At 34.7% G+C, this 26070-nt stretch carries 29 protein-coding genes and 1 pseudogene; 10 read left to right on the forward strand and 20 right to left on the reverse strand.

Annotated features, from left to right (window positions below; all coding sequences use genetic code 11):
• Positions 1-29: 29 nt before the first annotated feature.
• The 11 genes from IPK91_14370 to IPK91_14420 all read right to left on the reverse strand — a co-directional run bounded on the left by IPK91_14370 (position 30) and on the right by IPK91_14420 (position 10528).
• Positions 30-1178 (reverse strand): T9SS type A sorting domain-containing protein, encoded by a 1149-nt coding sequence (locus IPK91_14370; protein MBK8298432.1) that lies wholly within the window; start codon positions 1176-1178, stop codon positions 30-32.
• 734 nt (positions 1179-1912) lie between these two features.
• On the reverse strand, positions 1913-2164 hold the full coding sequence (locus IPK91_14375) for a GlsB/YeaQ/YmgE family stress response membrane protein (GenBank protein MBK8298433.1): 252 nt from the start codon (positions 2162-2164) through the stop codon (positions 1913-1915).
• 205 nt (positions 2165-2369) lie between these two features.
• The gene (locus IPK91_14380; protein MBK8298434.1) at positions 2370-2570 is read right to left on the reverse strand and encodes a general stress protein CsbD; all 201 of its coding nucleotides are present in this window, start codon (positions 2568-2570) and stop codon (positions 2370-2372) included.
• 261 nt (positions 2571-2831) lie between these two features.
• Entirely contained in the window at positions 2832-3266 is a 435-nt protein-coding gene (locus IPK91_14385; GenBank protein ID MBK8298435.1) for a hypothetical protein, read from the reverse strand.
• 85 nt (positions 3267-3351) lie between these two features.
• Positions 3352-3537 (reverse strand): CsbD family protein, encoded by a 186-nt coding sequence (locus IPK91_14390; protein ID MBK8298436.1) that lies wholly within the window; start codon positions 3535-3537, stop codon positions 3352-3354.
• Between the two features lie 392 nt (positions 3538-3929).
• Complete coding sequence (locus IPK91_14395; GenBank protein ID MBK8298437.1) at positions 3930-4373, reverse strand: VOC family protein; 444 nt, start codon at positions 4371-4373, stop codon at positions 3930-3932.
• Between the two features lie 218 nt (positions 4374-4591).
• A complete protein-coding gene (locus tag IPK91_14400) occupies positions 4592-6286 on the reverse strand; it encodes a T9SS type A sorting domain-containing protein (GenBank protein MBK8298438.1) in 1695 nt (564 codons plus the stop codon).
• A gap of 49 nt (positions 6287-6335) precedes the next feature.
• Positions 6336-7199, reverse strand: coding sequence for an alpha/beta hydrolase (locus IPK91_14405; protein ID MBK8298439.1), 864 nt, complete (start codon positions 7197-7199; stop codon positions 6336-6338).
• Positions 7200-7212: 13 nt separating this feature from the next.
• Positions 7213-7992 (reverse strand): DUF1801 domain-containing protein, encoded by a 780-nt coding sequence (locus tag IPK91_14410; GenBank protein ID MBK8298440.1) that lies wholly within the window; start codon positions 7990-7992, stop codon positions 7213-7215.
• Between the two features lie 43 nt (positions 7993-8035).
• Positions 8036-8950 (reverse strand): hypothetical protein, encoded by a 915-nt coding sequence (locus IPK91_14415; GenBank protein MBK8298441.1) that lies wholly within the window; start codon positions 8948-8950, stop codon positions 8036-8038.
• Between the two features lie 156 nt (positions 8951-9106).
• Positions 9107-10528, reverse strand: coding sequence for a T9SS type A sorting domain-containing protein (locus tag IPK91_14420; GenBank protein ID MBK8298442.1), 1422 nt, complete (start codon positions 10526-10528; stop codon positions 9107-9109).
• A gap of 628 nt (positions 10529-11156) precedes the next feature.
• Between IPK91_14420 and IPK91_14425 the strand changes: the two genes are divergently transcribed.
• Both IPK91_14425 and IPK91_14430 read left to right on the forward strand, forming a co-directional pair.
• The gene (locus IPK91_14425) at positions 11157-11945 is read left to right on the forward strand and encodes a TIGR00266 family protein (GenBank protein MBK8298443.1); all 789 of its coding nucleotides are present in this window, start codon (positions 11157-11159) and stop codon (positions 11943-11945) included.
• 175 nt (positions 11946-12120) lie between these two features.
• Positions 12121-12642, forward strand: coding sequence for a gamma carbonic anhydrase family protein (locus IPK91_14430; GenBank protein MBK8298444.1), 522 nt, complete (start codon positions 12121-12123; stop codon positions 12640-12642).
• 5 nt (positions 12643-12647) lie between these two features.
• Here IPK91_14430 and IPK91_14435 read toward each other — a convergent pair whose 3' ends face one another.
• From IPK91_14435 to IPK91_14455, 5 genes and pseudogenes are all read right to left on the reverse strand, one after another.
• On the reverse strand, positions 12648-12977 hold the full coding sequence (locus IPK91_14435) for a YraN family protein (protein MBK8298445.1): 330 nt from the start codon (positions 12975-12977) through the stop codon (positions 12648-12650).
• Between the two features lie 354 nt (positions 12978-13331).
• Positions 13332-13640 carry a rhodanese-like domain-containing protein gene (locus tag IPK91_14440; protein ID MBK8298446.1) on the reverse strand — a complete coding sequence of 103 codons (309 nt, stop codon included), beginning with the start codon at positions 13638-13640 and terminating at the stop codon, positions 13332-13334.
• A 6-nt stretch (positions 13641-13646) separates the two neighbouring features.
• Positions 13647-14423, reverse strand: a complete 777-nt coding sequence (locus tag IPK91_14445) for a PASTA domain-containing protein (GenBank protein MBK8298447.1) — start codon at positions 14421-14423, stop codon at positions 13647-13649.
• A 65-nt stretch (positions 14424-14488) separates the two neighbouring features.
• Positions 14489-14638, reverse strand: coding sequence for a hypothetical protein (locus IPK91_14450; GenBank protein MBK8298448.1), 150 nt, complete (start codon positions 14636-14638; stop codon positions 14489-14491).
• Positions 14623-15201, reverse strand: a pseudogene (locus tag IPK91_14455) (zeta toxin family protein). The gene IPK91_14450 and the pseudogene IPK91_14455 overlap by 16 nt, the downstream one beginning before the upstream one ends.
• Before the next feature lie 139 nt (positions 15202-15340).
• Between IPK91_14455 and ddlA the strand changes: the two are divergent.
• Together ddlA and IPK91_14465 are read left to right on the forward strand one after the other, a co-directional pair.
• A complete protein-coding gene (gene ddlA, locus IPK91_14460) occupies positions 15341-16429 on the forward strand; it encodes a D-alanine--D-alanine ligase (GenBank protein ID MBK8298449.1) in 1089 nt (362 codons plus the stop codon).
• Between the two features lie 257 nt (positions 16430-16686).
• Positions 16687-17250, forward strand: coding sequence for a porin family protein (locus tag IPK91_14465; protein MBK8298450.1), 564 nt, complete (start codon positions 16687-16689; stop codon positions 17248-17250).
• 351 nt (positions 17251-17601) lie between these two features.
• On the opposite strand, the gene IPK91_14470 is transcribed toward IPK91_14465, so the two are convergent.
• Complete coding sequence (locus IPK91_14470) at positions 17602-17928, reverse strand: DUF2752 domain-containing protein (protein ID MBK8298451.1); 327 nt, start codon at positions 17926-17928, stop codon at positions 17602-17604.
• A 9-nt stretch (positions 17929-17937) separates the two neighbouring features.
• Positions 17938-18642, reverse strand: coding sequence for a TM2 domain-containing protein (locus tag IPK91_14475; protein ID MBK8298452.1), 705 nt, complete (start codon positions 18640-18642; stop codon positions 17938-17940).
• 127 nt (positions 18643-18769) lie between these two features.
• Here IPK91_14475 and IPK91_14480 point away from each other — a divergent pair, with 127 nt between their 5' ends.
• From IPK91_14480 to IPK91_14505, 6 genes are all read left to right on the forward strand, one after another.
• Positions 18770-20050, forward strand: coding sequence for a serine hydrolase (locus tag IPK91_14480; GenBank protein ID MBK8298453.1), 1281 nt, complete (start codon positions 18770-18772; stop codon positions 20048-20050).
• Positions 20051-20344: 294 nt separating this feature from the next.
• A complete protein-coding gene (locus IPK91_14485; protein MBK8298454.1) occupies positions 20345-20860 on the forward strand; it encodes a DUF177 domain-containing protein in 516 nt (171 codons plus the stop codon).
• Between the two features lie 16 nt (positions 20861-20876).
• Entirely contained in the window at positions 20877-21080 is a 204-nt protein-coding gene (gene rpmF / locus IPK91_14490; protein MBK8298455.1) for a 50S ribosomal protein L32, read from the forward strand.
• Positions 21081-21157: 77 nt separating this feature from the next.
• Positions 21158-21538, forward strand: coding sequence for a RidA family protein (locus tag IPK91_14495; GenBank protein MBK8298456.1), 381 nt, complete (start codon positions 21158-21160; stop codon positions 21536-21538).
• 12 nt (positions 21539-21550) lie between these two features.
• A complete protein-coding gene (trpS, locus tag IPK91_14500) occupies positions 21551-22555 on the forward strand; it encodes a tryptophan--tRNA ligase (GenBank protein MBK8298457.1) in 1005 nt (334 codons plus the stop codon).
• 79 nt (positions 22556-22634) lie between these two features.
• Positions 22635-23243: a fumarylacetoacetate hydrolase family protein gene (locus IPK91_14505; protein MBK8298458.1), complete on the forward strand. Its 609-nt coding sequence runs from the start codon at positions 22635-22637 to the stop codon at positions 23241-23243.
• Between the two features lie 134 nt (positions 23244-23377).
• On the opposite strand, the gene IPK91_14510 is transcribed toward IPK91_14505, so the two are convergent.
• Positions 23378-25027: a tetratricopeptide repeat protein gene (locus tag IPK91_14510; protein ID MBK8298459.1), complete on the reverse strand. Its 1650-nt coding sequence runs from the start codon at positions 25025-25027 to the stop codon at positions 23378-23380.
• Positions 25028-25134: 107 nt separating this feature from the next.
• Positions 25135-26061, reverse strand: a complete 927-nt coding sequence (locus tag IPK91_14515; GenBank protein ID MBK8298460.1) for a substrate-binding domain-containing protein — start codon at positions 26059-26061, stop codon at positions 25135-25137.
• Positions 26062-26070: the final 9 nt, after the last annotated feature.

Genomic DNA, 26070 nt, shown 5'->3' on the forward strand with positions numbered 1-26070 from the left:
GGTTTAAAGCGCGACAATCCTTATAAAATTCAATGAATTAGGGCAATTTTTACTGGTTTTGTCTTTTCTGTACTTAAAAAGTATATACCAGAACTTAATCCAGATAAATCAAGCCACTCACTGGAATTAATGAATTGTTTCTGTTTAATGAGCTTTCCATTGACATCTAAAACACTTAGGACGCTTGGAAATTTGGAAGCTGGAAGAATTAGGCGAATTTTATTAGCAACTTGATCAATAGCCAGAGAATTATCAAATTTCTCAATTGGATTTTCAGCAGCTGTAACCATACAAGTGCATGGGATGGGTTGGGTACTTATGACTAAATTATCAAAGGAACGCTCTTGGTCAACGGGTGATCCATTATTCCAGTAGTTTTCAAAGAAAATTGCATTTATATGCAGGTTATTGGGATTGGCATTCCAGGTGCTGTGCCAATCTAAATTTGTTGAAGAAGCTTGCAAGGTATCATTAATCCAAAATTCAAAAATACCATTTTTTTGTCCAGGTGTGTTTAATTTAACATGCCCAACGATGCAAAACCATTTGCCTGCATTATTTTCATGATAAATGGGTGTTTTACCGGCTTTAAAACCGAGCCATCTTAAATTATTAAAGTCGTTGTATTTAGTTGATTTTAAGCTTCCGTCAAGACCAATTCCACTAGCCGGATCCATGCCGAGATACCAATCGTTGGTTCCACCTGACCAAAGATGTGCCATCATTCCTTGTGCCCAATTGCTGTTTGCTAAACACATGGCTCTGCTCAGTTTTGCGGGTCCACCTCCGATCCATCCGGATTGAGATTTTACATCCATTCGCCAATAGATTTCATCAAAAGTTTCACCTGGATGAGCGGCATTTTTACCAATATAGGTATCCGGAGTTTTCCCAAAGGATTTTGAAAGAGAGCCGGCACCAACCTCTCCAGCTTGCCATTTAACGCGCATACCATAACTGCTGTCGCGACCTGCTTTTGCTAGTCTGATAAAATCTCCTCCATTGTTGTTGTATTCAAAATACTTTTGATTAAATGGAATGTCTTCTTCAAAGTCATCACACCAAATGGTACCAGCTGGAGCATTCTTGCAACTGAAACATTGACTGAAAACAGGATTTACCTGAATCTGGATAGTTAAAAGTATAATCCAAAAATAATTAGTAGTCGTCTTTCCCATTTTTAATTTTTAATTCTTAATCACTGTTGTCCGGTTAAAAAAGACGGGAATAATTAAATTCTCATCATAAGATGTATTTTGTTTGTTGTGACATAAACAAAAACAACGTGAGCAAAGATCAACTTTTTACCGGATAGTCGATAATATTTTCACAGTAATTAAATTTAGTAAAAAGATCAATTAGGTTGAGGATATCTCAAAGCTTTGAGTCAGGTAGGTATTATACGAAATTTACAACATCTAATCATTTGGATGCAATCATTAAAATCCCATTTTGGGAAGTTAAGTGCGTAGGCTCCCGTACGCAAGATCTGTGTGCGTACTTTGTTGGTATCATTTAAACTGGTTTCAAGAACCTTAGTGAGTGAATCAATTTTGAATAGATCCTGTGAATGGCCGGATTGCTATACTGTAATGCCAAAAGCTGCAATTAAAATGGTAGACTTCATGGTATTGGAAGTCTAAAATTACAACCATTTTAATTTTTTTGGAAGCTTTTAATGCCTAAGCATAGCTAAATAGCCAAGTATAACTTTGGGTATTTTAAGGGCAACTTTTGCAATCATATTAAGATAGTCAGTCTATCTTTTTCGTATGCCCCTTAAAATTTAAAAATAAATTCCAATGTTAGCAAATGTTGCTCTCTCAATGACAAGATTGAATTAAGTATTAGAAATGAGTCAGCTAAGTGGTTTACCAATACAAATAATAACCACAATAACTTGGATAGAAATCTATCTTCTGCTTGCTAACAGATTGATGATAGCCAATAAAGCAATGGCACCAATTGCAGCGGTTAAAATATAACCAAGATATCCGGAACCTAAATTTACCCCTAAGATACCAAGACCCCAGTAACCGATAAATCCTCCTAATATACCCACAACGATATTTCCTACTAAACCTAAACTAGAGCCTTTATATAATTGACCTGCTAACCAACCGGCAACGGCTCCTAAAATTAATATGATAATAATATGTTCCATGATTTGATTTTTATTGTTTTTTAAATATTTAATGCAATTTAATACATTTTCTTTAGAATAGCAAATTCATTTTTTGTAAAGGTTCTTTTTCCAGTTTAAATAATTTTTTCATTTATCTTAAATGAAAAGGAATTTAGGACTTAGAATTTAGAACATCTTTAAAAAAAGCAGCCGTTAAACGTGATATCTAACGGCCCTCTCGTGACTAAAGTGCTGCCATAATTGCTGTTAATTCTTCTTTAGTTTTACCAATCTTCTCTTGAATTTTAGTAAACATTTCGCTTTTCTTTCCATCTTCGTAAACCAAATCTGCATCGGTTAGAACTGAAAATTTTGCTTTTAATTTTGCTTTTTGCTCACTCCAGTTTACTTTTACTGGTGTTGGTGTTGCTACAGTTTCTTTCATTATTTAATAATTTAATTGTAATAGAACTATTACAATGCAAAATTGATTTAAATTTAAATGATCTACTTACAGTAAGCTATTTATTAATTGTAGAATTTACTTATTATAAATTTGATATAATGGTCTTTATTATAGAAAAAAAAATAGCAATACCAATTGTTTTGATATTGCTAATTATAAATGCATTTATAAGGCTTCGAATTAAAATATAGTTTCAATTATAGCATGAGTATTACATTCGGATTATAAATCGAAATGCTATTATTTATTATCGTATGTAAAGTTTTTTAAGGAAGCACCAAGTTTGTCCATGTCACTATTAAATTCTGTTTTAAACGTTTGCCACTTATCTTTACTGTCCGTTTTGTAATCTGCAATTTTTTGTTTCATTTCTGCATTTTTTTGTTCAAGTACAGTAATTTGCTCTTTGTATTCTGCTTTAATTGCTTTTTTACTTTTATCCATTTTTGCCTTTAATTCAGTAAGGCTTAATTCGTTAGCTGTAATGCGGTCATTTGTTTCCCTTTTAAAATTGGATACATCTTGTGCATATTCAGCTTCAGCTTTTGCTAAGTCTTCGTTAGCCTGAGTTACTTGATCTTTTGCCGCATCAACTTTTTGAGCTGGACTGGTGCAATTTGAAAAAGTTATCATAGTGATTAGAGTAAAAACTCCTAATATTAATTTGTATGGCATAATTATTTTGTTTAAAATGATTAGTTAAGAAATAGAATTGCGTGAATATATTTGCTTGAATTGCGATTCAAACATTAATATCCGATTATAAGGCAGAGATGATATTGTGCAATTCTTCTTTGGTTTTGCCAAGAATTTTTTGAAGTTTACCCATCATTTCATCTTTCTTGCCTTCTTCAAAAATCAAGTCGTTGTCTGTAAGCGTAGCATATTTTTGTTTTAGTTTTCCTTTTTGCTCATTCCAGTTTCCTTCAAATTCTGTAATATTCATAATGTTCGTATTTAATCCGCAACCTGCGGCAGTGCTGCAACTAAATTATTGCCCTACAAAATTAGGGTCAGCTTTTTTAAATAATTTATATAAGTCCTATTGCTTGTTACAGGTTTCACATATGTGCAAATTGCCATATATATAATGAAATTTATGGCTGTGGTAAGATTTTCCTATCGATCAATCATAATTGTGTGATTATATGACTGTAGGTATTAAGTATGCCTCTGTAAATAGTTAAAATTGTCTAGCTAATCTTCTTTTACAATCAAAGCTATGGCTGTATTTAAAATTCTAGTTTAGTATTGAACACAGTTTGGTTTTACTTTAGGGTCACTATTAGAGGCATTCAATTTTAAAAGGGCGAACCTGATTTAAAGCATCCTTATTTTTTAAGAATTTGGATTTTGATAATTCAACATCCAATTAATACCGTATTTGTCAGTAAATGAACCATAATAGGCACCCCAAAACATATCTTCCAAAGGCATATTGATATGTCCGCCTTCAGATAGTTCATCAAATAATCGTGTAGTCTCTTCTCGGGATTCTGGTTCGATATTGATATGCATGTTATTTCCGTATTCTAAATGAAATCCCATGCTTTCTGGTGCGTCTGTTGCCATCAGAGCATGTCCGCCTAATATGGTAAGTTCTGCATGAATTATTAAATTCTTATCGGCATCGCTCAATGGAGCTTCACCTTCTGGAAGTTCAAAATCACCAAATCGCTGCAATCCATGTCCGGTAAAATGTCCTCTAAAAACCTTTTTGTAAAAATTAAAGGCTTCCTCAGTATTCCCGGGAAAGTTTAAATAAGTTGTAACTCTTGGCATCTTTTTATTTATTATTCTTTAATTTGAATATTTCTAAGCTGAATTTAAATCATTTTATTAAGAAATTTATAAACTGTTGTTTAAAAAAATACATTTTTGATGATTTAAAATGCTAATTAAAGCAAAATTATAAAAACTGTTTAAATTAGACTCATGATTTTAGTTCATTTTGGATATTTAAGATTTATTCCTAAAGGTTTATTTAGATGTGAAATTATTTATTCCAGTAAAAGTATTTTCGTTTGCTCAATCTTTGTTCTGGATTGTACTTTTAAAAAGTAAATTCCTTTTGGAAATTCAGAAAAATTTAATTCAATAAATGCATGTATTGAATTTAATTTTTTAGAATAAATAGTTTTTCCATGACTGTTGCAAATAGTCAGAGCATGCATATTAGTTAAATTTGTTATAGTAAAAACTCCGGAACTTGGATTGGGGGTGATTTGAATCGAATTTATTCGATGAATATTTGAAATACTATTTGGCAATTGTGCTTCTTTTTTTCGAATTATAAAAACTCCAAATTTTGGAAATTGGGATGCAGGTATCTGATTTGAGCCTATCGGTTTAGCAAATGTATGCTGAACCATAGGGATTGTAAGCATTCCATCCAATGGAAATGTTCCAGTGATCACATCGGCATTGTAATCCATGACATTGATTAACTCGTAGGCATCTCCAGGCACTAGTCCGGTTTCAAAACAATTTATGTGGAGCGTTTCAAGACTGTCCCAATTGTAAATTACGATATGTGCTCTGCCTGCTTCATATTTATTCGGCACTATAAAATATTCAAGGCCACTGGTAGGTAACTCAGGGATAAATTCATTGTCTGGATAATCTGATGGACCAAATCCCCATAAGTAATAACCATAAACAGCCGGAATGCCGCCAATGAAATGGTTTCCTTTGATGGAAGCATCGAAAATTGGCGTGTTATTAAAACCAAGCCGGGTTTGGCAACTTAAATAATTACTATCAAGAATTAAATTTTTTACTCCATAATTTAATCCAAAAGCATTGACCGGTGGACGTGGGCTATTCAAACCAGCGAATGTATAATTGTGTTTAATAACTGTATTTACCAAAGGGTTGTTTGGTCCGTTTGATAATACAAAAAAGTTATGAGTTCGCGAATTATTTCCAACGCCACCCAGGTTTTCGGAAGCTGAACCTCCATTAAATAAAATATTATTGCGAATATCGAAATTTCCTATCGGAGCGGTTGTTGTAGTCTGCCAAATTTTGATCCCATTTCCAAAAGTGCTAAACACGATGTTATTGTGAATCAATTTGGTTCCAAAGGTGTCATTTTGTAAATACATTCCATGTCCGTGCCCTTCCCAATTGGTACCGTTTAAAAGGTTATTGCCAATATGGTATATTAAACAACCATATATTTCGGTATTCTTTGCTGTCTTCCAGGCGTCGATTCCACTACCTGTATCATGAACGATCATGTTAATAAATTTGATGTTTTCGGCGGTACAGGTAATGCCACCTAAAATATCATGGTTTCGATCCGTTGAACTTGAATTGAAGACTTCCAGTCCCCAAAACCAGGTATAACTGCAATTCCCCAATCCCGCAAAGATCGTATAAGATTTTGCACCATCAATCAAAACGTGTTCACCATTATAATTTCTAAATATAATTGGCGCGTTTAAAGTTCCATTGGTTTTGCAATTAAATGAAGTTTGTGCATCATAATCATTGGTATAAATACCACCGTGAATCCAAACGGTATCCCCGGGTCTTAAAGCAGCAGGATGATCGAATGCTTTTTGAAGCGTCCATGGATTTACTAAACTTCCATCCCCAGTGAGTTTAGCGGTATTGGTAACAAAAAAACTGGCTCCGTTTAAATTAATATTAATGAAAATGATCAAATAAATTAAGAATATAAATCTCATTCCAGAAAGTTTAAATTAAAAACCAATATTGTTACTAAGATACTAAATTTTATTCAACTTCCAATAGGCTTTGTAAACCCTTGTGAAAACTGGGCATAGCGGTTTCCATATGTCCTAAATTTGAAAAAAGTGTTGAATGGTATTTGATTTTATATCTTAATAGTTCATCAAGCGTTTTTATAACAGTATCTGATCTAATTATTTCATGATCTTCCTGATCTTCCAAGCCGCCAAATGTCACAAATAGTTGGGTCCGTTTGTTTGGTATAAAGTGATTGTGTTTATAAGTTTCTAAAATGTAATTGTTATTATAATGGCAGGAAGGACTGGCGGCTATATAACCGTTAAAAAATACGTCATTTTGTGAGAGATCATGGAGTAGTGCAAAAATTGTAAAATAACCACCCAGGGAATGACCCATCAATATTCTTTTGAAAGTATCTACAGAATATTCCTTTTCAATTTTTGGATTCAATTCTTTTTTAATGAATTCCAAAAATATTTTGGCACCACCACTTGTTGACATTTCATAATCTGTCAATGCTTGTGGATAGGTATAATCTCTGCACCTGAGTGAATCCATAGTATGCAAATTATTATAACCAATTCCAATTAATATCAATGGTTTTATCAAGCCGACATCATTGTATTTTTTGAGCATTTCATAAACCATGCTAAAATAGAAGTTTGCATCAAGTAAGTATACCACTGGATACGGAGTGTCTGGTAAAGAACCGATACCTTCAGGCAGACCAACAAATATTGTAAATGTATCTTTAACTTGTTCAGAATACAATTTAAAAATCTGTTGATTTTCCAATTTTGGTTCAACAGCTTGTGTTGAACTTACATTTTGCTTTTTACAACTGATCAGGATTGTAAAAAAAAAAAGGATATGGATTAACTTTATCACGAGAATGAAAATATTATTTGTCTATTTGCATGATCCAGGACCCAATGATTTTAAATAACTCGTCTTTATGGTTTGTTAAACCTTCTGTTGAATAAATTTTAACCATTTTTCTTCCATCTGCATAGTCGCCTTCCAGTAATTGGCTTTTATGTGATATGTTGTTGCCTGTAGGAAACACTAACAGGACATATTCTTGTTTATTTAAATTTACAACCAGCAGATCGCGTTTGTATTCTTTGGGATTAAAAGCGCGCATTTCTCCATTAAAATAGAAACTTAAAGAATTCCATTTTATGTGTTCGCTGATTTCAGGAAATCTCGTTAATATATGGTGTCGCAATTCCAACAGGACCCCTTTCAATGGATGCTCCAATTTATCCAAATAGTCGTTGACATCATCAGTTTTTGACTGCTTTATCGTTTTTGCCATTGACTCTTTTTTTGTATTATTTTCATTAACTCTGAAGGCAACTATGCGGGCAATCAGATCATAAGGTATGGCCTGGCTTAATGGAAATTGTACAGATCCTTTTCCTTGTTTATAAAGTGATAGTTCTTTTTCAAATGATGAATGGCCGCTGGGAGTCGCATAAAAGCCAATATGATTTTTATATCCTCCAAAGTAAACCAAAGGTTTTCCATTCAATTTATAAGCCGGCATACCATAACTGATGCCCTCTGTAGCTCCGCTTGCCTTCGTTTTAACTGTCTTCCGTATTTTTTTAAGTATTTCTTGTGTGCTTTTGGGCAAGGAAGCAATGTATTCATCCACGGTTTTAAAATCAGTATTCATTTTTTCTCATTTAGTATTCAAAAAAATAAGTATAAAATTGATTTTAAAATTTAAAGCCATATTCCAGATTTAAGACAAATTTGCGTGTCAAACCATCTGGCCGATTGTCTCTCACTACAAATGGGACGCCGGCGCTCAGTTGAACATTATGTTTTGGACATAGTTCATAGTCAACAAATAAATTGCCATTCAAAGTCAGACCTTTTGATCCTTCTATTTCTAAAGTGTTGTTAAATGCATTGTTGTATTCATCATTTGCGATGTGATATATTGCTAAAACGGCAGGTGTAATTTTAAATTTATTTAAAGGCGAATATGGGTAGGCCACCCTCAACAATACATCACCTTTGCGCCTGTATTGATTCGTAGATTGAAAATCGTTTAATACATTCCAGGTAGGGTGGTTTTCTGCTAAAAATTCGTTCTTGTTGTTGGTTAAAGCTTGTTCGTAGCCTGCTGCTAATTGAAATTTTTTAACTTGGAAATTTAATCCCAGAATTAAATCAAAAGTACCTAAGCTGGATTGATAGTCCATCGGCAATGAATAATCATCCTTTATTTTATTTGCGTTTGAAAGAGGGATTTTAATACCTGCAATTAGTTTAGTATAGTTATTTAGTAAGAAATTTGAAGTAAAATAAATATCCGATAGATTAAAATTTGATATGTCGTTTCCATCCTGGCGAATGCTGGTGATTTTACTGTGTACTGAAAATTTACCGGTAATGCGCCGACTGTATTCTAAGTAATTTCCAATAATTGAAATATCATGGTCTGCTTTTGCCAGGCTTCCACCAATTGTCAAATTGTTTTTATCGCCAGTAAGGGTATCAAATGTTCCAGGTTTTATGCCAGACACCGAACAAAATCCGGCATCACTGCAACCTTGACTGAAAGTTTTATCCTTGATCATTATTGAAAGAATCAGAATAAGTAAGGTGCTAAAATTTGTTTTCAAAATTTAATATTTGATGGTAAAAATAACGTATTTATGAGTGTTTGTTTAAATTTTTATAAAAAAATAGATTAAGCAAAAAAGATCTGCTTAAATTTTTATTTAAAATTGATGCTCAAATGAAATCTTTATAATGAATATTTTTAAATTTGATTGGTATTAGCGATTTAATACTATTTTATATCTGTAAATGATATCGTGATTTTCTTTTAATACAAGGATATAGATTCCTGGTTGAAGATCGGCTAGATTCAATTTTATTTCATTTTCATTGTTTAAATTCAATTGTTTGCATAAAGTGCCATATGAATTGTATATATAAATAGTGGCTTCATCAACTTTGAAGACTAATTTCAAAGTTCCCGAGCTAATCATTGGATTTGGGTAGAGTAGCATGCTATTTAAATTCTCTTTTAGCTGATCAAAGCTTACGGAAATTGAAGAGCAGATGGAGTTGGAATGAATGGGAGTTGAAAAATTTGTAGTGGTGCTAGTTCCGGAACCAAGCTGACCATAATTGTTTCTGCCACTGGCCCATACTTGTCCGTTATCAGTTAAAAAAAGAGAATGTTCTCTACAGGCTTCTGCATGAATAATTTTAAGCTGTCCCCACGATGAAATTACCGGCACCGGTTTATTTCGATCAATTGATGTTCCATCTCCTAATTGTCCGTCGTTATTTCCTCCACTGTTTAATCCACAAGCAAAAACATAGCCATCAGCATTTACAAATACAGAATGAATGCCACCTGCTTCAGCTTGTACAATATTATCCAAATCAGGAATGGGTGAAGCAAGCCAATTATCAGTTTGTGTTCCATTTCCTAATTGACCATATTGATTTCTTCCACTGGAATATACAGTACCATCTTTTTTTACAAAAAGAGAATGCCATTCTCCGGCAGTTATTGAAATAATATCAGTAAGACCTATTATTTGAACCGGTATTTTGCTGGAACCATTTGTGCCATTTCCAAACTGACCAAAACCATTATGACCGCAAGCCCACACGCTGCCATCCATTTTTAAAAATAAGGAGAATTCAGCACCTGCTGCAACTTGAATTACATCAGTTAATCCATTTACAGCAACCGGTTCCATTTTGTTTAATGTAGATCCATCACCCAATTGTCCAGCTGCATTTGCTCCGCAAGCCCATACAGTATGGTCTCTTTTTAAAAACAAGGAATGTTCTCCACCTCCTGAAGCTTGAATTACATCGGATAACTTACTCACTTGTACCGGTATGTGGCGATCGGTGCTGGTACCATCTCCTAAGGGTCCAAGTTTATTTCTTCCACAAGTCCAGGCTGTGCCGTCTTTTTTAATGAAAATAGAATGAAAGAGACCTCCTGCTACAAAAACAACTTCTGAAAGTCCAATCACTTTCACTCCACTGTATTGTTCGGTAATATTGCCATTGCCTAATTGACCATATCCATTGTAACCCCATGTTTGTGCGGTACTATCTTCGCAAATAGCCAATGTATGCCGACCTCCGGCAGAAATATGCTGAGCCGTTGAAGACAATGACATCAAAATTGGGATGCTGAGTAAAGCAAAAAATAAATATGATTTCATTAATTGGAATATTTTAACAAACATAAAATCGTCTTCTTAAAATTACAGGCTTGATCTTTTAATAAACATTATAATTTTAGATAAATAGAATCCGCTTTTTGAACATTTACTTAAAAGCTAAATGGAACTTATTTCACCAACAAATAAATTATCACAAGATACTTTAAAATTAAGTTCACTCAAATTAGCATAAGAATAGGGCCAAAATTTTTTCAATGGATTGTCCATGATATTAAATTGCAATAAAAAAGGGGTACCCCGTTCACTGGTACCCCTTGGCTCCACAGATAGGAGTATATCGTATCCATGGCAAAAGCTTCGTAAAGCTAAGACGCTTTTATTCACTAGTTTGCGGCTCCTAAAAATATTTGCAATTCAGGGTTAGTTATTATAATTTCTTTTCCAATATATATAAATTGTTAATGGATAAGACTCTTTATAATAGGATTTTAACTTAAGTTTAAATGACTATTTTACTAAGAATTTGATGTTAAAAAATCAGTAATTCACAGATTTACAAAGACTTAGTCTTCTTGTTGGTTCTTTGCGTATTTTGATGAGAAAATCTGCGTATTTCGAGGAGGGTTAAGCCAAAGTTTCTATACATTTGCCCTTAAATCAACTCATTATGTCACAAAGTCATGAAATAGATTACAAGATATTTGGTGAAGAAATGCAATATGTGGAAGTCGAACTCGATCCGGGTGAAACGGCCATAGCTGAAGCGGGTTCATTCCTAATGATGGAGGATGGGATTCAAATGGCAACGATCTTTGGCGATGGCACCAATCAAACAGGTGGTTTTATGGGTAAACTCTTTTCCGCAGGAAAGCGCCTGCTTACTGGGGAATCTTTGTTTATGACCACTTACACCAATCAAGGAGGTGGTAAAGCGCGCGTGAGTTTTGCTTCTCCTTATGCTGGAAAAATCATCCCTTTGAATTTGATGGAGTTGGATGGAAAAGTAATTGCCCAAAAAGATGCATTTTTATGTGCCGCCATGGGGGTTTCAGTAGGTATAGAACTCCAGCGTAAGCTTGGCACAGGAATTTTTGGAGGAGAAGGTTTTATAATGCAAAAACTTGAAGGAGATGGAATGGCCTTTGTGCATGCAGGAGGTTTTGTAAAAGAAATGGAACTTGGAGTTGGCGAAACACTTCGAATCGACACGGGTTGCGTTGTTGCCTATACATCCAGAATCGATTTTGATATCGAATTTATACGCGGGGTTAAAAACATGGTTTTTGGTGGTGAGGGCTTATTCTATGCAGTGTTACGGGGTCCTGGCAAAGTTTGGATTCAAAGTTTACCTATAAGTCGATTGGCCGCACGAATCATGCAATATGGTGGGATGAATCGTAAAGAGGAGGGCAGCATCCTGGGTTCTCTTGGCAATATTCTGGATGGCGATAGATAGAATAATTACGAATTGCGAATTACAAATTACGAATTGTGAAATGGAATTTTATTTAATAAATTTTATTTTCAAATCCAATCCTTAATCCGTAATTCGTATTCCGTAATTCGTAATTGACTTCGTAATTTGTAATCCGTAATTTGTAATCCGTAATTTGTAATTCGTAATTAACCTCATGCCTCTCATCTTACCGGTATTGGATAAAAGTCCTACATTTGGAAAGCAATGTTTCATTGCTGAAAATGCAACCATTGTTGGGGATGTACAAATGGGTGATGATTGCAGTGTTTGGTTTCAAGCTATAATTCGTGGAGATGTCAATGAAATTCGAATTGGAAATGAAGTAAATATTCAGGATGCTGTAGTTATTCATTGTACCTATCAAAAGGCTGGTACGTATATTGGAGATCGTGTTTCCATAGGTCATAGAGCGATCGTACATGGCTGTACGATTCATTCCAATGTCTTAATAGGAATGGGAGCTATCGTGTTGGATCATGCAATCATAGAAGAACATGTCTTAATTGCTGCAGGTGCTGTTGTATTAGAAAATTCCAGATTGGAATCGGGTTTTATTTATGGAGGCATCCCCGCAAAAAAAATTAAAGCATTGGATCATGAAACGTTTCAATTTAATATTGAGCGGACAGCAAAAAATTATCAGATGTATGCATCTTGGTTTACAACGCCAAAATAAAAAACTTAAAATGCATCTTTGTGATGCTCTAATTGATAACTGCCATCTTTATTTAATATAATAGCGATTATGTCAAATCGAAATTCCCAGTCGTGATTGATGGTTTCCATGTAATACGATCCTGCTTCATGAATTAATACTTCTTTGTATTCACTTACAAAGGATTCTGGTGGACCAAAATAATCATAGCTTCTCGTTTTAACTTCAATAAAAACCAATACATCATCATCTTTCGCAATTAAATCAATTTCCGATTTACTGTATCTGTAATTTTGCTCCAAGATTTTATAATGAAGTGAAATCAAATAGTCTTTAGCAATTTGTTCGCCCAGCATACCAGTTTCCTGATTTGAATTAGGAGGATTCATTGGTGTTTGTAGTAAAGATGTAATTGTAAATTATCAATTGTTAATGGTAAATGTGATAGATGGTAAAACGTTGCGTCTCTGCGTCTTAGCGAGAATATATTTAAGTACTAGTTGTAATTTAATTTTTAGTCCATTCCTCTAGCCTCTAGCCTCTAGCCTTTAGCCTTTAGCCTCTAGCCTCTAGCCTCTAGCCTCTAGCCTCTAGCCTCTAGCCTCTAGCCTCTAGCCTCTAGCCTCTAGCCTCTAGCCTCTAGCCTCTAGCCTCTAGCCTCTAGCCTCTAGCCTCTAGCCCTCTAGCCTCAAGCCTTCTTCTCCTTCCCATTACGAAGGAAATGCTTCCCTCCAGGCCAACATTCCACCTAATAAATTGCGAACTTTTGTAAATCCTGCTTGTTCGAATAGTTGTTTTGCAATTCCGCTTCGGTTACCACTACGACAATATAAAATGATCTCATTATTTTTTTGATCTGCCATGGATTCAATCTTTTGTCCCAATTCACTTCGCAGAGGAGCTAATTCTCCCCCAATATTAAATTCATTGTGTTCATAGACTTCCCGAACATCAATTAAAATAAAATTTTCTTTTTCTTCTAATTTTTTCCTGAGTTCTTGTACGGTGATATCTTCCATAGTTAATTAATTACAATGTTCTGGTTTAAGTTGTACAATGGTTATTTTAAACGAACTGCCCAATTCAATGGTTTGTCCTTCCTGTGCTTCCGGAATTTGTTTTATAATATAAGCGGTTTCCGGATCAGTAATTTCCCCTTCTTCAAGGATGGATCCTAATTCTAATTTAGACGAACTCAATAAAAATTTTGCGGCTGCCAGTGTTTGACACATTAAATCTGGAATAGGTACTTCGCCACCTGCTTTGGTAGATATAACAAACTGAAGGGTATCTCCTTTTGATATGGTGATATCGGATCTTCGTTCATTCCCATTAAGCAGCAATTGATCGCGATAATAAACTTCTAATATATGATTTTCAGGTCCCGGGTCAAATTTGACTGCTTTAATTTTTGAGTATAACTCAAACAGATTAAACAATTCAGTTCTTTTGAATTCATATTTTTTACCATAAAGTACCGGTAAGAGATCAGATTGAAAAGATTCAGCATGAAATTTAGTAAGTGTTACATAAATTTTACGTCCACGCTTTACCTGTGAACCAGGAACTGGAATTTGTGAAATAATTATTCCACCCGGTTTTCCTTTGACGTACAAAGAATCAGACACAACGATTTCATAACCTCTGGGTTCAGCATGTTTTTTTGCATTTGCCAGGGTAACGCCGACATATTTTTGTAAGCTGAGTTTTTGTCCGTGATTGGTATAAAGATTTAGAAAAAATGCCTGAAGTATCCATAAGATGATTAAAACCAGGAATAAGCGGATTATAGTGTGTAGCAACAACTTGCTTTTTAAAAAAGCAGGAAGTTCAGAGAATTTGAATGGGCTTGGTTCTTTAGACACAACTAAGGCTTGAGTAGAACGATTTTACCATTTTCAGAAACAACTAAGATTCCGTGATTCCTTTTTTTATCTTCTTTTAGTTTTAATAAGGCTATTTTTAATCCTTCATAAATTTTATTTCCTAATTCTGAGTATTTTAATTTTTGTTCCATTGTGAATTTAATTTATTCCAGACAAGAGAATTATAAACTTGAGGTTGATTATTAATTAAACCTTCTCCAACAAAGTTAAGCGTAATATTAGAATTGTCAAATAGTAACCATCTATCAACGATTTTAAGATATAAATTAAAAAAATTATCAAGACCTTAGTAATAGCGCCTTGCAATTACAAACTCTGGAATTGCATGACCACCCTCCAAGATTCGATTATTTACTCGTTGAATTGCCAATTCAGGAGAATCTAAATAGAAGAACACTAAAGTTACATAATATTGTAGCTTTTGAGCTTTGGAAATTGTGTTTATAAATGACTTTGAAGCTAAAGTGGTTTCAAATGCAAAATCAAGCCTATTGGACAACAATTCATCAATTCGGTTTAGCATCAATTTACCTGCTTTTATGGAAACAGAGTTTGGATTAAAAGGTGAAAGTCCTCGAGCTATTTCATCTGCATTCACAAATTCATTTACTCCAAGAATACCTGGTAATATTGAAAAAGAGGCAGTTGTTTTCCTTCCCCCATTAGGGCCTGCAATTATGTATAATTGGGTCATAGTTAAAATACAAAGATATTCATTCAAAGTAAGGCAATCTTTTCATGTCAAGTGATAAATTAACAATTTTGTTTGAAACAAGTTAATGTATTATGAATAAATTTAATATGTTTTATCTTTACCATGAAATTCAGTCTTTATGAGCTCAAATAAAATTCGTGTTGGGATCCTGTTTGGTGGTAAATCAGCTGAACATGAAATATCCGTGCAATCGGCAAAAAATATTTACCAAGCCTTAGACAAGAATAAGTACGAGGCGGTTTTAATGGCTATAGATAAAAGTGGCAAATGGGTCAGTCATCAAGATGCGATGTGGTTATTAAATCAGCAAGCGGTATTGCCAAATTTGAATCAGCCCGAATTAATGGAGATAGCTCTTCATCCACAAAGTGGTGGGGTAGTTTCTGGATTGGGTGCTAATGAAATGAAACTGGATGTCGTATTTCCTATTTTACATGGTCCTTTTGGAGAGGATGGAACTGTCCAAGGATTATTAAAACTCGCAAACATCCCATTTGTAGGTCCCGGTGTATTGGGTTCAGCAGTGGGGATGGATAAGGATGTGATGAAAAGGTTGCTCCGGGATGCAAACATACCAATCGGTAAATATGTATCTATTATTGGAATTGAAAACGCACCGGATTTTAATACGATTCAATCACAACTGGGCACACCCCTGTTTATTAAACCTGCAAACCTAGGCTCATCCGTTGGAATTTCTAAAGCAAATTCAGAAACCGAGTATCAGGCAGCGCTTGAGCTGGCTTTTCAGTTTGATAACAAAGTAATTGTAGAAGAATTTATAAAAGCACGCGAAATTGAATGCGCTGTTTTGGGTAATCAAAACCCAATGGCTTCAATTCCCGGAGAAGTCATCGCACAAAAGGACTTTTATTCTTATGATGCCAAATACCTGGATTCCCAGGGAGCCCGGACTGAAATTCCTGCAAATTTGGATCAGGAGACAATAAAACGAGTCCAGGAATTGGCTGTGAAGAGCTTTAAAGTGTTGTGTTGTGAAGGATTGGGTAGGGTAGATTTATTCCTTACGCCTGATAATCGATTGTTAGTCAATGAAATAAATACAATGCCGGGCTTTACCAAAATTAGCATGTATCCGAAAATGTGGGAATACAGTGGCATTCCATATCCTGAATTATTGGATCGACTGATTGGTCTGGCTCTCGAACGGTTTGAACAAGAATCCCGACTAAAAACAAGTTATTAAAAAAGTTCAGAGACCTTATTTTCGACTGAATGTTAAATTTTGTTGAAATAGGCGGGTATTTATTTTTAGCTTTTTCAAATAATTAACTTAATAATTATCAATATTTTAGATAAAAATTTGTGCTTTTAGAAGCATACTGCCTGACATTCAGCTTAAAACATCCATAAAAAAGTTTAATAAAAGTTTTGTTATTAAAATTGAATAGGCTAAACTTGCAGGGTTTAAACTCTTTTTATTCACGAAAAACTTACGCAAGTATGAAAAAACAACTTTTACTGTTCGTTCTGTTTTTAGGTCTTATGAGCACAGGTGCTCAGGCTCAGGGCAAAATGTTTCTAGGTCTTGATTTAGGATTTAACAGCAATGATGCTGGTTATAATGGAAATCATGAAGTGAGCCAGTTCAATTTAGGCCCATCTTTAGGATATTGGTTGAATGATAACAGCGCAATTGTCGTTGGAATCAATTTCAGCAGCCATGATAACAAAACGGATGACATCAAAGATACCGGCTTTGGTATTGGTGCTGAATTCCGCTATGGCTGGCATTTTGGAGATAATGTATATGTATATTTGGCTCCAGGCATTGGTTTTAATTCTTACAAAACTGATGACAGTGGTACTGAAACTAAATGGACTCAGTTAGACATTGGAATTAGCCCAGGTGTATCTTATATGTTAGCTGACAAATGGTCTATCAATGCTTATTTTGGTGGATTGGGATATTCTTCTCAAAAACCAGATGGTGGTGATGCTGTAAATGCTTTCGGTTTAAGTCTTGATATGAGCTCTTTAGGTTTCGGCCTTTGGTACCATTTCTAGGTCTTAAATAAAAAATTTATAAAAGCCTTTCAGTTTACTGGAAGGCTTTTTTATTTATTGCAATTTACTCTCAAAATGGTAAAAGTAGATTCTGGAAAGACAGCTGTCTGGATTCAAAGGATCTATTTCAAAATTTCCGTTCAAAAATATAATTTTAAAATTCGCAAAGAAATTCCAAAAGAAAACCCGCAATCATTTTTTAAAAAATGTAGATAGTTTATTTCGTTTTAAGCTAGCTTCTCCAAATTCCTGGAACTTCAAATTGTAATTAAATAAAATCCATTCGTAAAGAGTTTCCGCACTCGAACTGTTAGTCCGTTATACTAATCCTTAATTCTTAATTTTTAATTCTTAATCCTTAATTCGTAAATGACCATTCGTAATTCGTAATTGTCTCAACTCCTTCCAAAACCATTTACCAAAAACGAACACTAGAAGTGGGAATACAATAAAAGAGAGTTTGTTGTAATTCCAGGCAGTTGAAAAATTAAAATGCAGGAGATGCATTATCGCGCGGGTCATGCCGCATCCATAACAAGAATAACCTGATAGCCGGGTAAAAAGACAGATGGGCGTACCCGTATCAAAAAAATCGGCAGGCAACAGCATCAATGAAATGATCAATATGCTAAAGCCTGCCAATTTAATCGTACTAAAAACGTACGGCTTTTTAATCAAAATTTAATATTAAAGCGTTTCAGTATAATCTCCATTTTTAGGTTTAAGATCACCGGTTATAATACGAATTAAATCGATTAATGCCCAGATGCCGCATCCACCTGCTGTTAATAATTGAATGATACCAATGGTGGTATATCCCAAATAAAAACGGTGAATCCCTAAGCCACCTACAAAAATGCATAATAATAAAGCAATCAATTGACTTTTTCCTCCACCTGCTGGATGATCATCCAAATCAGCATTGCTTAGCTGGGCTTGTTGTTGGTCTAATTTTTTTAGCTGCTTTTCGATAACTTTTTTAGCAACATAAAGTTTCGCTTTTTCCTTTAAACTTAGTTTTTGATGCACTTGAGCATTTTCATTAGAAGCGGTTCCAACTGATTTTGCTTTGGTGATCGAATGAGAAAATTCAGGCAGTATAATTTCATTGGATGTAGAAGCAGTAAGCCCTGAAATAGAAGGAGCTATTTTGTCAATACCTTCAACTGCAATTGGTTCATTGTAAAATCCCTGAACAGAATTGTTTTTTGCAACGTTGCGGGTGCTTGGTTTATGTTTAGCATGTGATTTGTGTGTTTTAAGAAAATCAAAACTGATATCAAAATTTCTTTTTTCTTTAAAACTTGGACACGTCAAATCACGTGATTTGCTACAAGAGCCAAAAACAAGTACAAATCCAATAAGGAGTAAATAATAGAATTTTGCTTTCATAATAAGAGTTTTAGGTTAATTAAATTCAATCCTCAAATATAGTTTTTATTTTTACTTTTTGAAACCATTCGAGTCAAAATTAAAAGTATCTAAGATGAAATTTTTATTGGTATCAATAGTATCCTGCATGTTTTGTTCTTTGACTCAATCCCATGCTCAAAGTCTTTATTTTCCACCATTAAGCGGAGATCAATGGGAAACCATTCGCCCGGAGTCACTTGGATGGTGCACAGATAGTATCAATGCATTATATAATTATTTGGATGCGGAAGAATCTAAAGCATTTATAATTCTTAAAGATGGCAAAATAGTACTTGAAAAATACTTTGATCAGTTTAACAAAGATTCCCTTTGGTATTGGGCATCCGCAGGCAAAACATTGACTGCTTTTTTAACAGGGATCGCTCAATCCGAATCAAAATTAAATATATCAGATACCGTTTCAAAATATTTAGGTACAAATTGGACCTCTTGTAATCCTGATCAAGAACAAAAGATAACAATCCACAACCTGTTAACGATGACCAGTGGATTGGATGATGGAGTTTCAGACAACCACTGCACAAAACCGGAATGTCTTAGCTATAAAACCGATCCTGGAAAACGATGGGCCTATCACAATGCACCCTACACCCTCATTCGGGATGTATTGGAACAAGCGACGGGTATGAATGAAAATCTATACATCCAGTCTAAATTAAAATCAAAAACGGGAATGAACGGATTGTGGATTACTTCCGGATACGATAATGTATACCTCAGCAATGCCCGAAGCATGGCACGATTTGGATTGCTTATTTTGAATAAGGGAAATTGGAATTCAAACGATTTATTGAATGATCCTTTATATTTTGAAGATATGGTGCATCCATCTCAATCAATTAATAAATCTTATGGATACCTCTGGTGGCTAAATGGTCAAGCTTCGTTTATGTTGCCGGGATTGCAATTGGTTTTTCCAGGGGCCTATTGTCCGGAAGCACCCAACGATATGTTTGCCGCAATTGGAAAAAATGGGCAAATCTTGTGTGTGGTTCCCAGTCAAAATCTTATAGTATTGCGTATGGGTGAAGCTGGTGGATTGGGCAATGACGATGTCCCCATTGTGCTTTGCAATCAAATGTGGTTGCGAATCAATCGTTTAAATTGTCAGCCGGTTAGGGTCATAGAAAACATTCCAATACCCTTGAACTTAGTACCAAATCCGGCAGGAGATCTGCTCAGCATTACAAATATTAATAATTTAAATATGTATAAAGTTAATATTTATAATCAATTAGGAATAAAAATGCCAGTTACTTGGCAAGGACATCAATTACAACTTGGTTCGTTTCAAGCTGGGGTCTATTGGCTTGCTATAGAATTAGAAGGCCGACAACATGTTTATAAATTTATTAAATCAAACTAAAAGATCAGACTACCATTAAATACCAAATAAATAAAATGCATATTCAATCTGTGTACACAATAAGGATGGCTAAATAGGCAAAAGGCAAATACGACTTTTATAGATTAGTTTAGTATAAGTATCTTTAAAATAAATATTTACACATTATATAAAAATATATATAACTACAATTTTTTAAATTATGCAAAAAATCACCTGTTTAGTCTGGCTTGGAGCTTCAAAAAAATTAGTTAATACCCTAATAATCTGTGGAATCTGTGTAAATTTGCATTCCATTTTTGAAAACGTTCTTTTATGGGTGCGTTAAGAGAATATATTATCCCCTTGAGAAGCCTTCAAAGCGGAACTCACCAATTTAATTGGTCAGTAGGTTCTGAGTTTTTAAAACAATTTGAAGGAAGTATCATCACGGATGGTCAATTTAACGTAAAAATGCAATTGGATAACCGGGACGATGTTTCAGTTATTTTGATACATTTTACTGGGAGTTATGCTTCAAATTGTGATCGCTGTCTTGCAGATATTGAAATTCCAATTGATAAATCGTTTACGATTTATGTGAAAAATGGAACCGAAGAATCTGAAGATCCGGAATTGATTTTTCTTCATCCGGAAGATCATGAATTAAACATGGCGCCTATCGTTTATGACTATTTGATTCTGTCTTTACCATTGATTCAAGCGGTGGATTGTGAAAATATGGAAAATCCTCCTTGCAACAACGATGTTCTTGATAGAATTCAACATGAAGAAGGCCTCCACTCTGATAATTCAGTTTGGGAAAGTCTTAAAAATTTAAATACTAATTGATTAAAAAAAGCGGATTATGCCAAATCCTAAATGGAGACATTCCAAACAAAGAAAAAGAAAGAGAAGAACGCATTATAAAGCGGAAACTCCACAATTGACTACCTGCAAAACAACGGGAGCTACTCATATTATGCACCACGCACATTGGTATGACGGCGCATTATATTATAAAGGCAATGTGGTAATTCAGGGAGCAGCCAAAGAATCAGCAGAAGCCTAATCCCTTTAAAAAATAAATCTAAAAAGCTCCCATTGATTGATGAGGAGCTTTTTGTGTTTTACAATCATTCGCATACTATGAAAAAAGTAATTTTAACAGAAAACGCACCACAGCCAATCGGTCCTTACAGTCAGGCCATCCAGGTCGGTCAAACACTTTATATTTCAGGTCAGATCGCATTGGACCCCGAATCCGGGGAACTCCAATTGAGGACTATTGAAGAAGAAACACATCGTGTACTGGATAATATTCAGGCTATATTAAAAGCAGCTGATATGGATTTTAGTCATGTTGTTAAATGCAGTGTTTTTGTAAAAGACATTAAACAGTTTAATGCAATCAATGCCGTGTATGCTACGTATTTCCCTAAAGCGGATCCTCCTGCTCGTGAATTAGTTGAAGTAGCCAATCTTCCAAGGTTGGTCAATGTTGAAATTTCTTGTATTGCATATCAATAATCTTTAATTCCCATGACTGATTCAAAAAAAATTATACTGAGTGGTATTCAACCAACCGGAAAACTCCATTTAGGAAGGTATTTTGGAGCAATTGAAAATTGGGTTCGTTTGCAACAAGCGTATGATTGCATTTATTGCATTGTTGACTACCATGCAATTACAATGCCCTACAACCCAATTAAGCTAAAAGAAAACGTTTGGGATCTTGCAACCAATTTATTGGCTTGTGGAATTTTACCCGAGAATTTATTTATTCAATCTATGATTCCAGAACATGCAGAATTAGCCTGGATCCTGGGTTGTAGTTGCAGTTATGGCGAACTCAGCCGCATGACCCAATTTAAAGACAAATCATCACAGGTTAAGGAAAAAGCAAAGGATGAATTTATTTCTGCTGGATTATTTACCTATCCGGTTTTGCAAGCTGCAGACATTCTCATCTATCGCGCAGATTATGTACCGGTTGGAAAAGATCAGGATCAACACCTGGAATTGACCCGAAATATAGCTGACCGATTTAATTCAGTTTGTGGTAAAAACTATTTCAGATTACCAGAACCTCTATATACAGAAGTATCAAAAGTGCTTTCTACAGCGGATCCTAACCGTAAAATGAGTGCCAGCGCTGGAGAAAAACATTATATTGATGTCTTCGGATCAGAAGAAATGATTCGCAAACAAATTCGTTCAGCAGTTACCGATACAGGTGAAACCAAAGCCGGTGAAATGAGCCTGGGAATTAGCAATTTATTCAGCCTGTTAAAAGCAAGTAAATCTCCAGATTATAGCGAACTTCTGAATCGGTATGAGCAACAACAGTTACCCTACAGTGAATTAAAAGAAGCTGTAGCGGATTCGGTAATAAAAATGGTATTGCCATTGCAAGAGCGAAAAAAAGAACTTCTGGAAGATCGTAAAGCAATTAAAGATTCATTAAAACAATCAGTCGGTAGAATTCGAGCTCGTGCTGCAGAAACGGTTCGTGAAGTAAAAATGTTAACCGGTTTAAGTAATTAATGTGATTTTTTTTAATTGTTAGAAGCACGATTTCTAAATCACAGTTTATAATTTTCATTAATAAGCGAATGTCTAAATCATGAAAATATTTTGCATAGGCAGAAATTATTCCGATCACGCCAAAGAACTTAATAATCCAGTACCAACAGAACCGGTCGTATTTATGAAACCGGTAACCGCATTATTGCAAAACAATAAAGCTTTTTATTATCCGAATTTCACAAAAGACTTGCATCATGAAATTGAATTGGTTTATAAAATCGGAAAAAAGGGGCGCAGCATTCCAGAAAATCTTGCACTAAATTATATTACTGAAGTTACAGTCGGAATTGATTTTACAGCAAGAGATCTGCAACAAAAATGTAAGGAAAAAGGCTTGCCATGGGAAATAGCAAAAGCCTTTGATCATTCCGCAGTCATCGGTAAATGGATTTCACTAGAAAATTTAAATCTTGAAAATTTGGAGTTCAGTTTAATTAAAAATGATCAAACAATTCAAACTGGTAACAGCCGGGATATGATTTTTTCAATTCAAAAAATTATACATTTCTTGTCTCAATACTTTACACTCAGCTTGGGTGATCTTATCTTTTCCGGCACCCCTGCAGGTGTTGGTCCTGTACAAATTGGTGATCAGTTAAATGGCGTTCTCAATGGCGCAGAATTGTTCCAAACAGCGATTAAGTGAAGGAGTCTATAGGAAACACACAACAACTATCAACTCTCAACTCTCAACTACCAACTATCAACTAATTTTCATCTTCTGCCTCTAGCCTCTAGCCTCTAGCCTCTGGCCTCTAGCCTTTCTTCTTCCTCCATCCTCTATTTCTTTATCCCACTCAATATTTTCAAATCGTTGTTTGCCTTTTCATCTTTTGGATCTAAACTTAATACCAGATTGTAATAATTTTTAGCCATCTCGTATTCTGAGATTTGTACATTGTATACAGCCAGATAGGTATACGCATAAATCAATTTGGTTTTGTTTTTTACAGGATCCACTGAAGCAAGTTCAATGTATTTTTCATAGTATGGTTTTGCTAAATATAATTTCTTCGTAGTTGAGGTATCAATTAAATCATTGATTTGTGCGCGTGTCAACCAACCAAAATCATATTTAGGACTCAGGGTAAGTACAGTGGCATAGGTACTATCTGCTTTTAAAAGTTTATTTTGATTTTTTTGTGTTAGACCAAGATAGACCAATTCACTAACAGTCAAGGGTGCTTGCATTGATTTTTCAAGGTACCAGAATTCAGCTTTTTCAAATTTCTTAGCATCGTAAAATGCTTTAGCCAATAAACCAGTAATTTCAAGTTTGCGTTCAGGTTGTAATTCAATTACTTTATTGTAAAACATAGCCGCAGTATCCATTAAATTTAATTTAGCAGCGGCTTTAGCTGCAAATTCATAATCGGAAGGATAGGATTTACGCTCTAAAGTATCTTTACTAATGCCATTAAAAAGTAAATAACTTTGATTTAATGAGTTTTTAGCATCATTCACTTCAAAATAAGACCAGGCTAACCAACGGTGAATGGTATATTGTTCCGGATTGCTTTCAATAATTTTAGTACCTTCTTCAATGGCACGATTGTAATCTTTTGCAGTATAACATAAGAATTTTACCAAGCGAACTTTTGCATCGATGTCAGAACCGGATAAAGCCACATACTTTTCAAGGATTGGGACTACTTTTTCAAATTTGCGGGTTCTGATATACAATTCATAAAGATCTTTATAAGCCAATGCATAATCCGCTTTGATTTTAATTGCATTTTCAAGTCTTTGGGTTGCAAGGTCAACTTGTTGTCCCGAAGCCCAAATTCTGGCCATTTTTACATAGATTTCTGGATCATTTACATCTTTTTCTATTGCTGTTTCATAAGATGTCATGGAATTACCCAGATCTCCTTTTGCCTGATAGGCATCCCCCAAATAAATCCAGTATTTGGATTGTTTTGGATTCAAATCTCTGGCTAAACTTAAATACTTAAGGGCAGTTTCAGCATTGGGTTTTGTATTATACAAGTAAGCCGCACCAACTAAAGCCTGAATTTGGTGGTTTTTTGAATTCCCTTTTAATGCAGTTTCAAAATGTTTTTTAGCCGCTTCTGCTTTGTTTTCATCGATATCCAACCTTCCAAGGCCTATATGGCATTGATCGCATTTTGAACTGATGCTTAAACCTTTATCATATGCTTTCCGGGCTTCTGATTTTTTATCAAGATTGTAATAGACTTCCCCGATATAGTAATAGTAAATCGGGTTTTTTGCATCCGAAACGGCAAGTTTATTGAAAGTCGCTAAGGCGGCTGTAAAATTCTCGTTTTCCAATTGTTTGATCCCTTCTTGCAGATTTTGGGCCTTTCCAGCCATAAAAATGCAAATAAAGGCAATTGCAAGAGACAGACTCTTTCTCATGTTCAAGCTGATTTTATCAAAAATGAGCGCAAAAATAAGATTTTTCATTGTTTCAGTTTTTTCTAATTTCAAGAGATACATTTCCCTTTCATTTGGTTTGACGTTAATTCAGCTCCAATCGTTCGATTGGCTTAGTTAAATTTTGATTAAGAAAATTATTCGACTACTTTAAAAGGACTCGATTTTAGTTCAATCCAACGATCTGTCTGATATAAAGGCAATAAACCTGCCTTTAATAGAACTTTTTGACCAATTTCACCGGTGACAAAAGAGGCAAAACCAATACCAAGGTCAGATTTACCTGAAACACTGATAAAATAAAGCGTGCGGGTCAAAGGGTATTTTTGATCCTGAAAAAGATATTGGTCTGGTAGTAAATAACCCATTTGGATTGAATCTTTTGGCCTACTGATAGCTAAACGTTTCAAACCCTGAAGACGCTGCTGTTGTTTTCGGTCATCTGAATCACTGAATTCTGACCAATCCACGATTGCAATAATTCCTGGATCCTGGGTCAAATAGGTAAAGAGTGCATCTTTATCCTTTAAAGTATAGACGTTTTTGCCAAAACTGTCCAAATTAAATTTTTGCAACAAGTAATGGGCGATTCCAGAACCGATATCTTCGATAACAATCGAATGGAACGGAGCATTTTTAACTGAAAGTCCTTTGCAAATGGATTCAAACGTTTCATACTGAATGATAGTATCTTTAGCATTTCTATTTATTAAGAGCGCGACTGCTCCTACAGCAAATGGAAAGAGTCGAGGATGCACCTGATTTTTAATGAAATAGTTGGTCTCAGCTTCAGTAAGTGGACGGCAGCTGATGGCGGTAGTCATGCTATCCGTTCCAAGCCGTTTAAATACCTCTGTTTCATTAAAATAATTTATATCTAACTCGGCATATTTATAATTTAACTCAAAAATATCCTCCTCCTGGCTTATAACATATTTTAAGTTTTGATCGCATAACAAGCGCTCATATCCGATCGTTGGTTGACTGATCTGTGTTTTTTGTTTACAGGATAATAAAACCAATACAGATAAAAAACAGACGGAATAATTCACATGCTTGTACATACACGAATA

It is taken from the genome of Saprospiraceae bacterium (genome assembly GCA_016712145.1).
GTDB lineage: Bacteria > Bacteroidota > Bacteroidia > Chitinophagales > Saprospiraceae > Vicinibacter.

What these genes read in the sequence shown, in the direction of transcription:
- IPK91_14505 (MBK8298458.1), top strand. Translation starts at nt 22,635, where the DNA reads ATGAAAATATTTTGCATAGGCAGAAATTATTCCGATCACGCCAAAGAA.
- trpS (MBK8298457.1), top strand. Translation starts at nt 21,551, where the DNA reads ATGACTGATTCAAAAAAAATTATACTGAGTGGTATTCAACCAACCGGA.
- IPK91_14380 (MBK8298434.1), bottom strand. Translation starts at nt 2,570, where the DNA reads ATGAAAGAAACTGTAGCAACACCAACACCAGTAAAAGTAAACTGGAGT.
- IPK91_14495 (MBK8298456.1), top strand. Translation starts at nt 21,158, where the DNA reads ATGAAAAAAGTAATTTTAACAGAAAACGCACCACAGCCAATCGGTCCT.
- IPK91_14475 (MBK8298452.1), bottom strand. Translation starts at nt 18,642, where the DNA reads ATGAAAGCAAAATTCTATTATTTACTCCTTATTGGATTTGTACTTGTT.
- IPK91_14430 (MBK8298444.1), top strand. Translation starts at nt 12,121, where the DNA reads ATGCCTCTCATCTTACCGGTATTGGATAAAAGTCCTACATTTGGAAAG.
- rpmF (MBK8298455.1), top strand. Translation starts at nt 20,877, where the DNA reads ATGCCAAATCCTAAATGGAGACATTCCAAACAAAGAAAAAGAAAGAGA.
- IPK91_14400 (MBK8298438.1), bottom strand. Translation starts at nt 6,286, where the DNA reads ATGAGATTTATATTCTTAATTTATTTGATCATTTTCATTAATATTAAT.
- IPK91_14410 (MBK8298440.1), bottom strand. Translation starts at nt 7,992, where the DNA reads ATGAATACTGATTTTAAAACCGTGGATGAATACATTGCTTCCTTGCCC.
- IPK91_14385 (MBK8298435.1), bottom strand. Translation starts at nt 3,266, where the DNA reads ATGCCATACAAATTAATATTAGGAGTTTTTACTCTAATCACTATGATA.
- IPK91_14425 (MBK8298443.1), top strand. Translation starts at nt 11,157, where the DNA reads ATGTCACAAAGTCATGAAATAGATTACAAGATATTTGGTGAAGAAATG.
- IPK91_14375 (MBK8298433.1), bottom strand. Translation starts at nt 2,164, where the DNA reads ATGGAACATATTATTATCATATTAATTTTAGGAGCCGTTGCCGGTTGG.
- IPK91_14370 (MBK8298432.1), bottom strand. Translation starts at nt 1,178, where the DNA reads ATGGGAAAGACGACTACTAATTATTTTTGGATTATACTTTTAACTATC.
- IPK91_14450 (MBK8298448.1), bottom strand. Translation starts at nt 14,638, where the DNA reads ATGGAACAAAAATTAAAATACTCAGAATTAGGAAATAAAATTTATGAA.
- IPK91_14485 (MBK8298454.1), top strand. Translation starts at nt 20,345, where the DNA reads ATGGGTGCGTTAAGAGAATATATTATCCCCTTGAGAAGCCTTCAAAGC.
- IPK91_14390 (MBK8298436.1), bottom strand. Translation starts at nt 3,537, where the DNA reads ATGAATATTACAGAATTTGAAGGAAACTGGAATGAGCAAAAAGGAAAA.
- ddlA (MBK8298449.1), top strand. Translation starts at nt 15,341, where the DNA reads ATGAGCTCAAATAAAATTCGTGTTGGGATCCTGTTTGGTGGTAAATCA.
- IPK91_14515 (MBK8298460.1), bottom strand. Translation starts at nt 26,061, where the DNA reads ATGTACAAGCATGTGAATTATTCCGTCTGTTTTTTATCTGTATTGGTT.
- IPK91_14440 (MBK8298446.1), bottom strand. Translation starts at nt 13,640, where the DNA reads ATGGAAGATATCACCGTACAAGAACTCAGGAAAAAATTAGAAGAAAAA.
- IPK91_14435 (MBK8298445.1), bottom strand. Translation starts at nt 12,977, where the DNA reads ATGCTGGGCGAACAAATTGCTAAAGACTATTTGATTTCACTTCATTAT.
- IPK91_14420 (MBK8298442.1), bottom strand. Translation starts at nt 10,528, where the DNA reads ATGAAATCATATTTATTTTTTGCTTTACTCAGCATCCCAATTTTGATG.
- IPK91_14465 (MBK8298450.1), top strand. Translation starts at nt 16,687, where the DNA reads ATGAAAAAACAACTTTTACTGTTCGTTCTGTTTTTAGGTCTTATGAGC.
- IPK91_14510 (MBK8298459.1), bottom strand. Translation starts at nt 25,027, where the DNA reads ATGAAAAATCTTATTTTTGCGCTCATTTTTGATAAAATCAGCTTGAAC.
- IPK91_14480 (MBK8298453.1), top strand. Translation starts at nt 18,770, where the DNA reads ATGTTTTGTTCTTTGACTCAATCCCATGCTCAAAGTCTTTATTTTCCA.
- IPK91_14395 (MBK8298437.1), bottom strand. Translation starts at nt 4,373, where the DNA reads ATGCCAAGAGTTACAACTTATTTAAACTTTCCCGGGAATACTGAGGAA.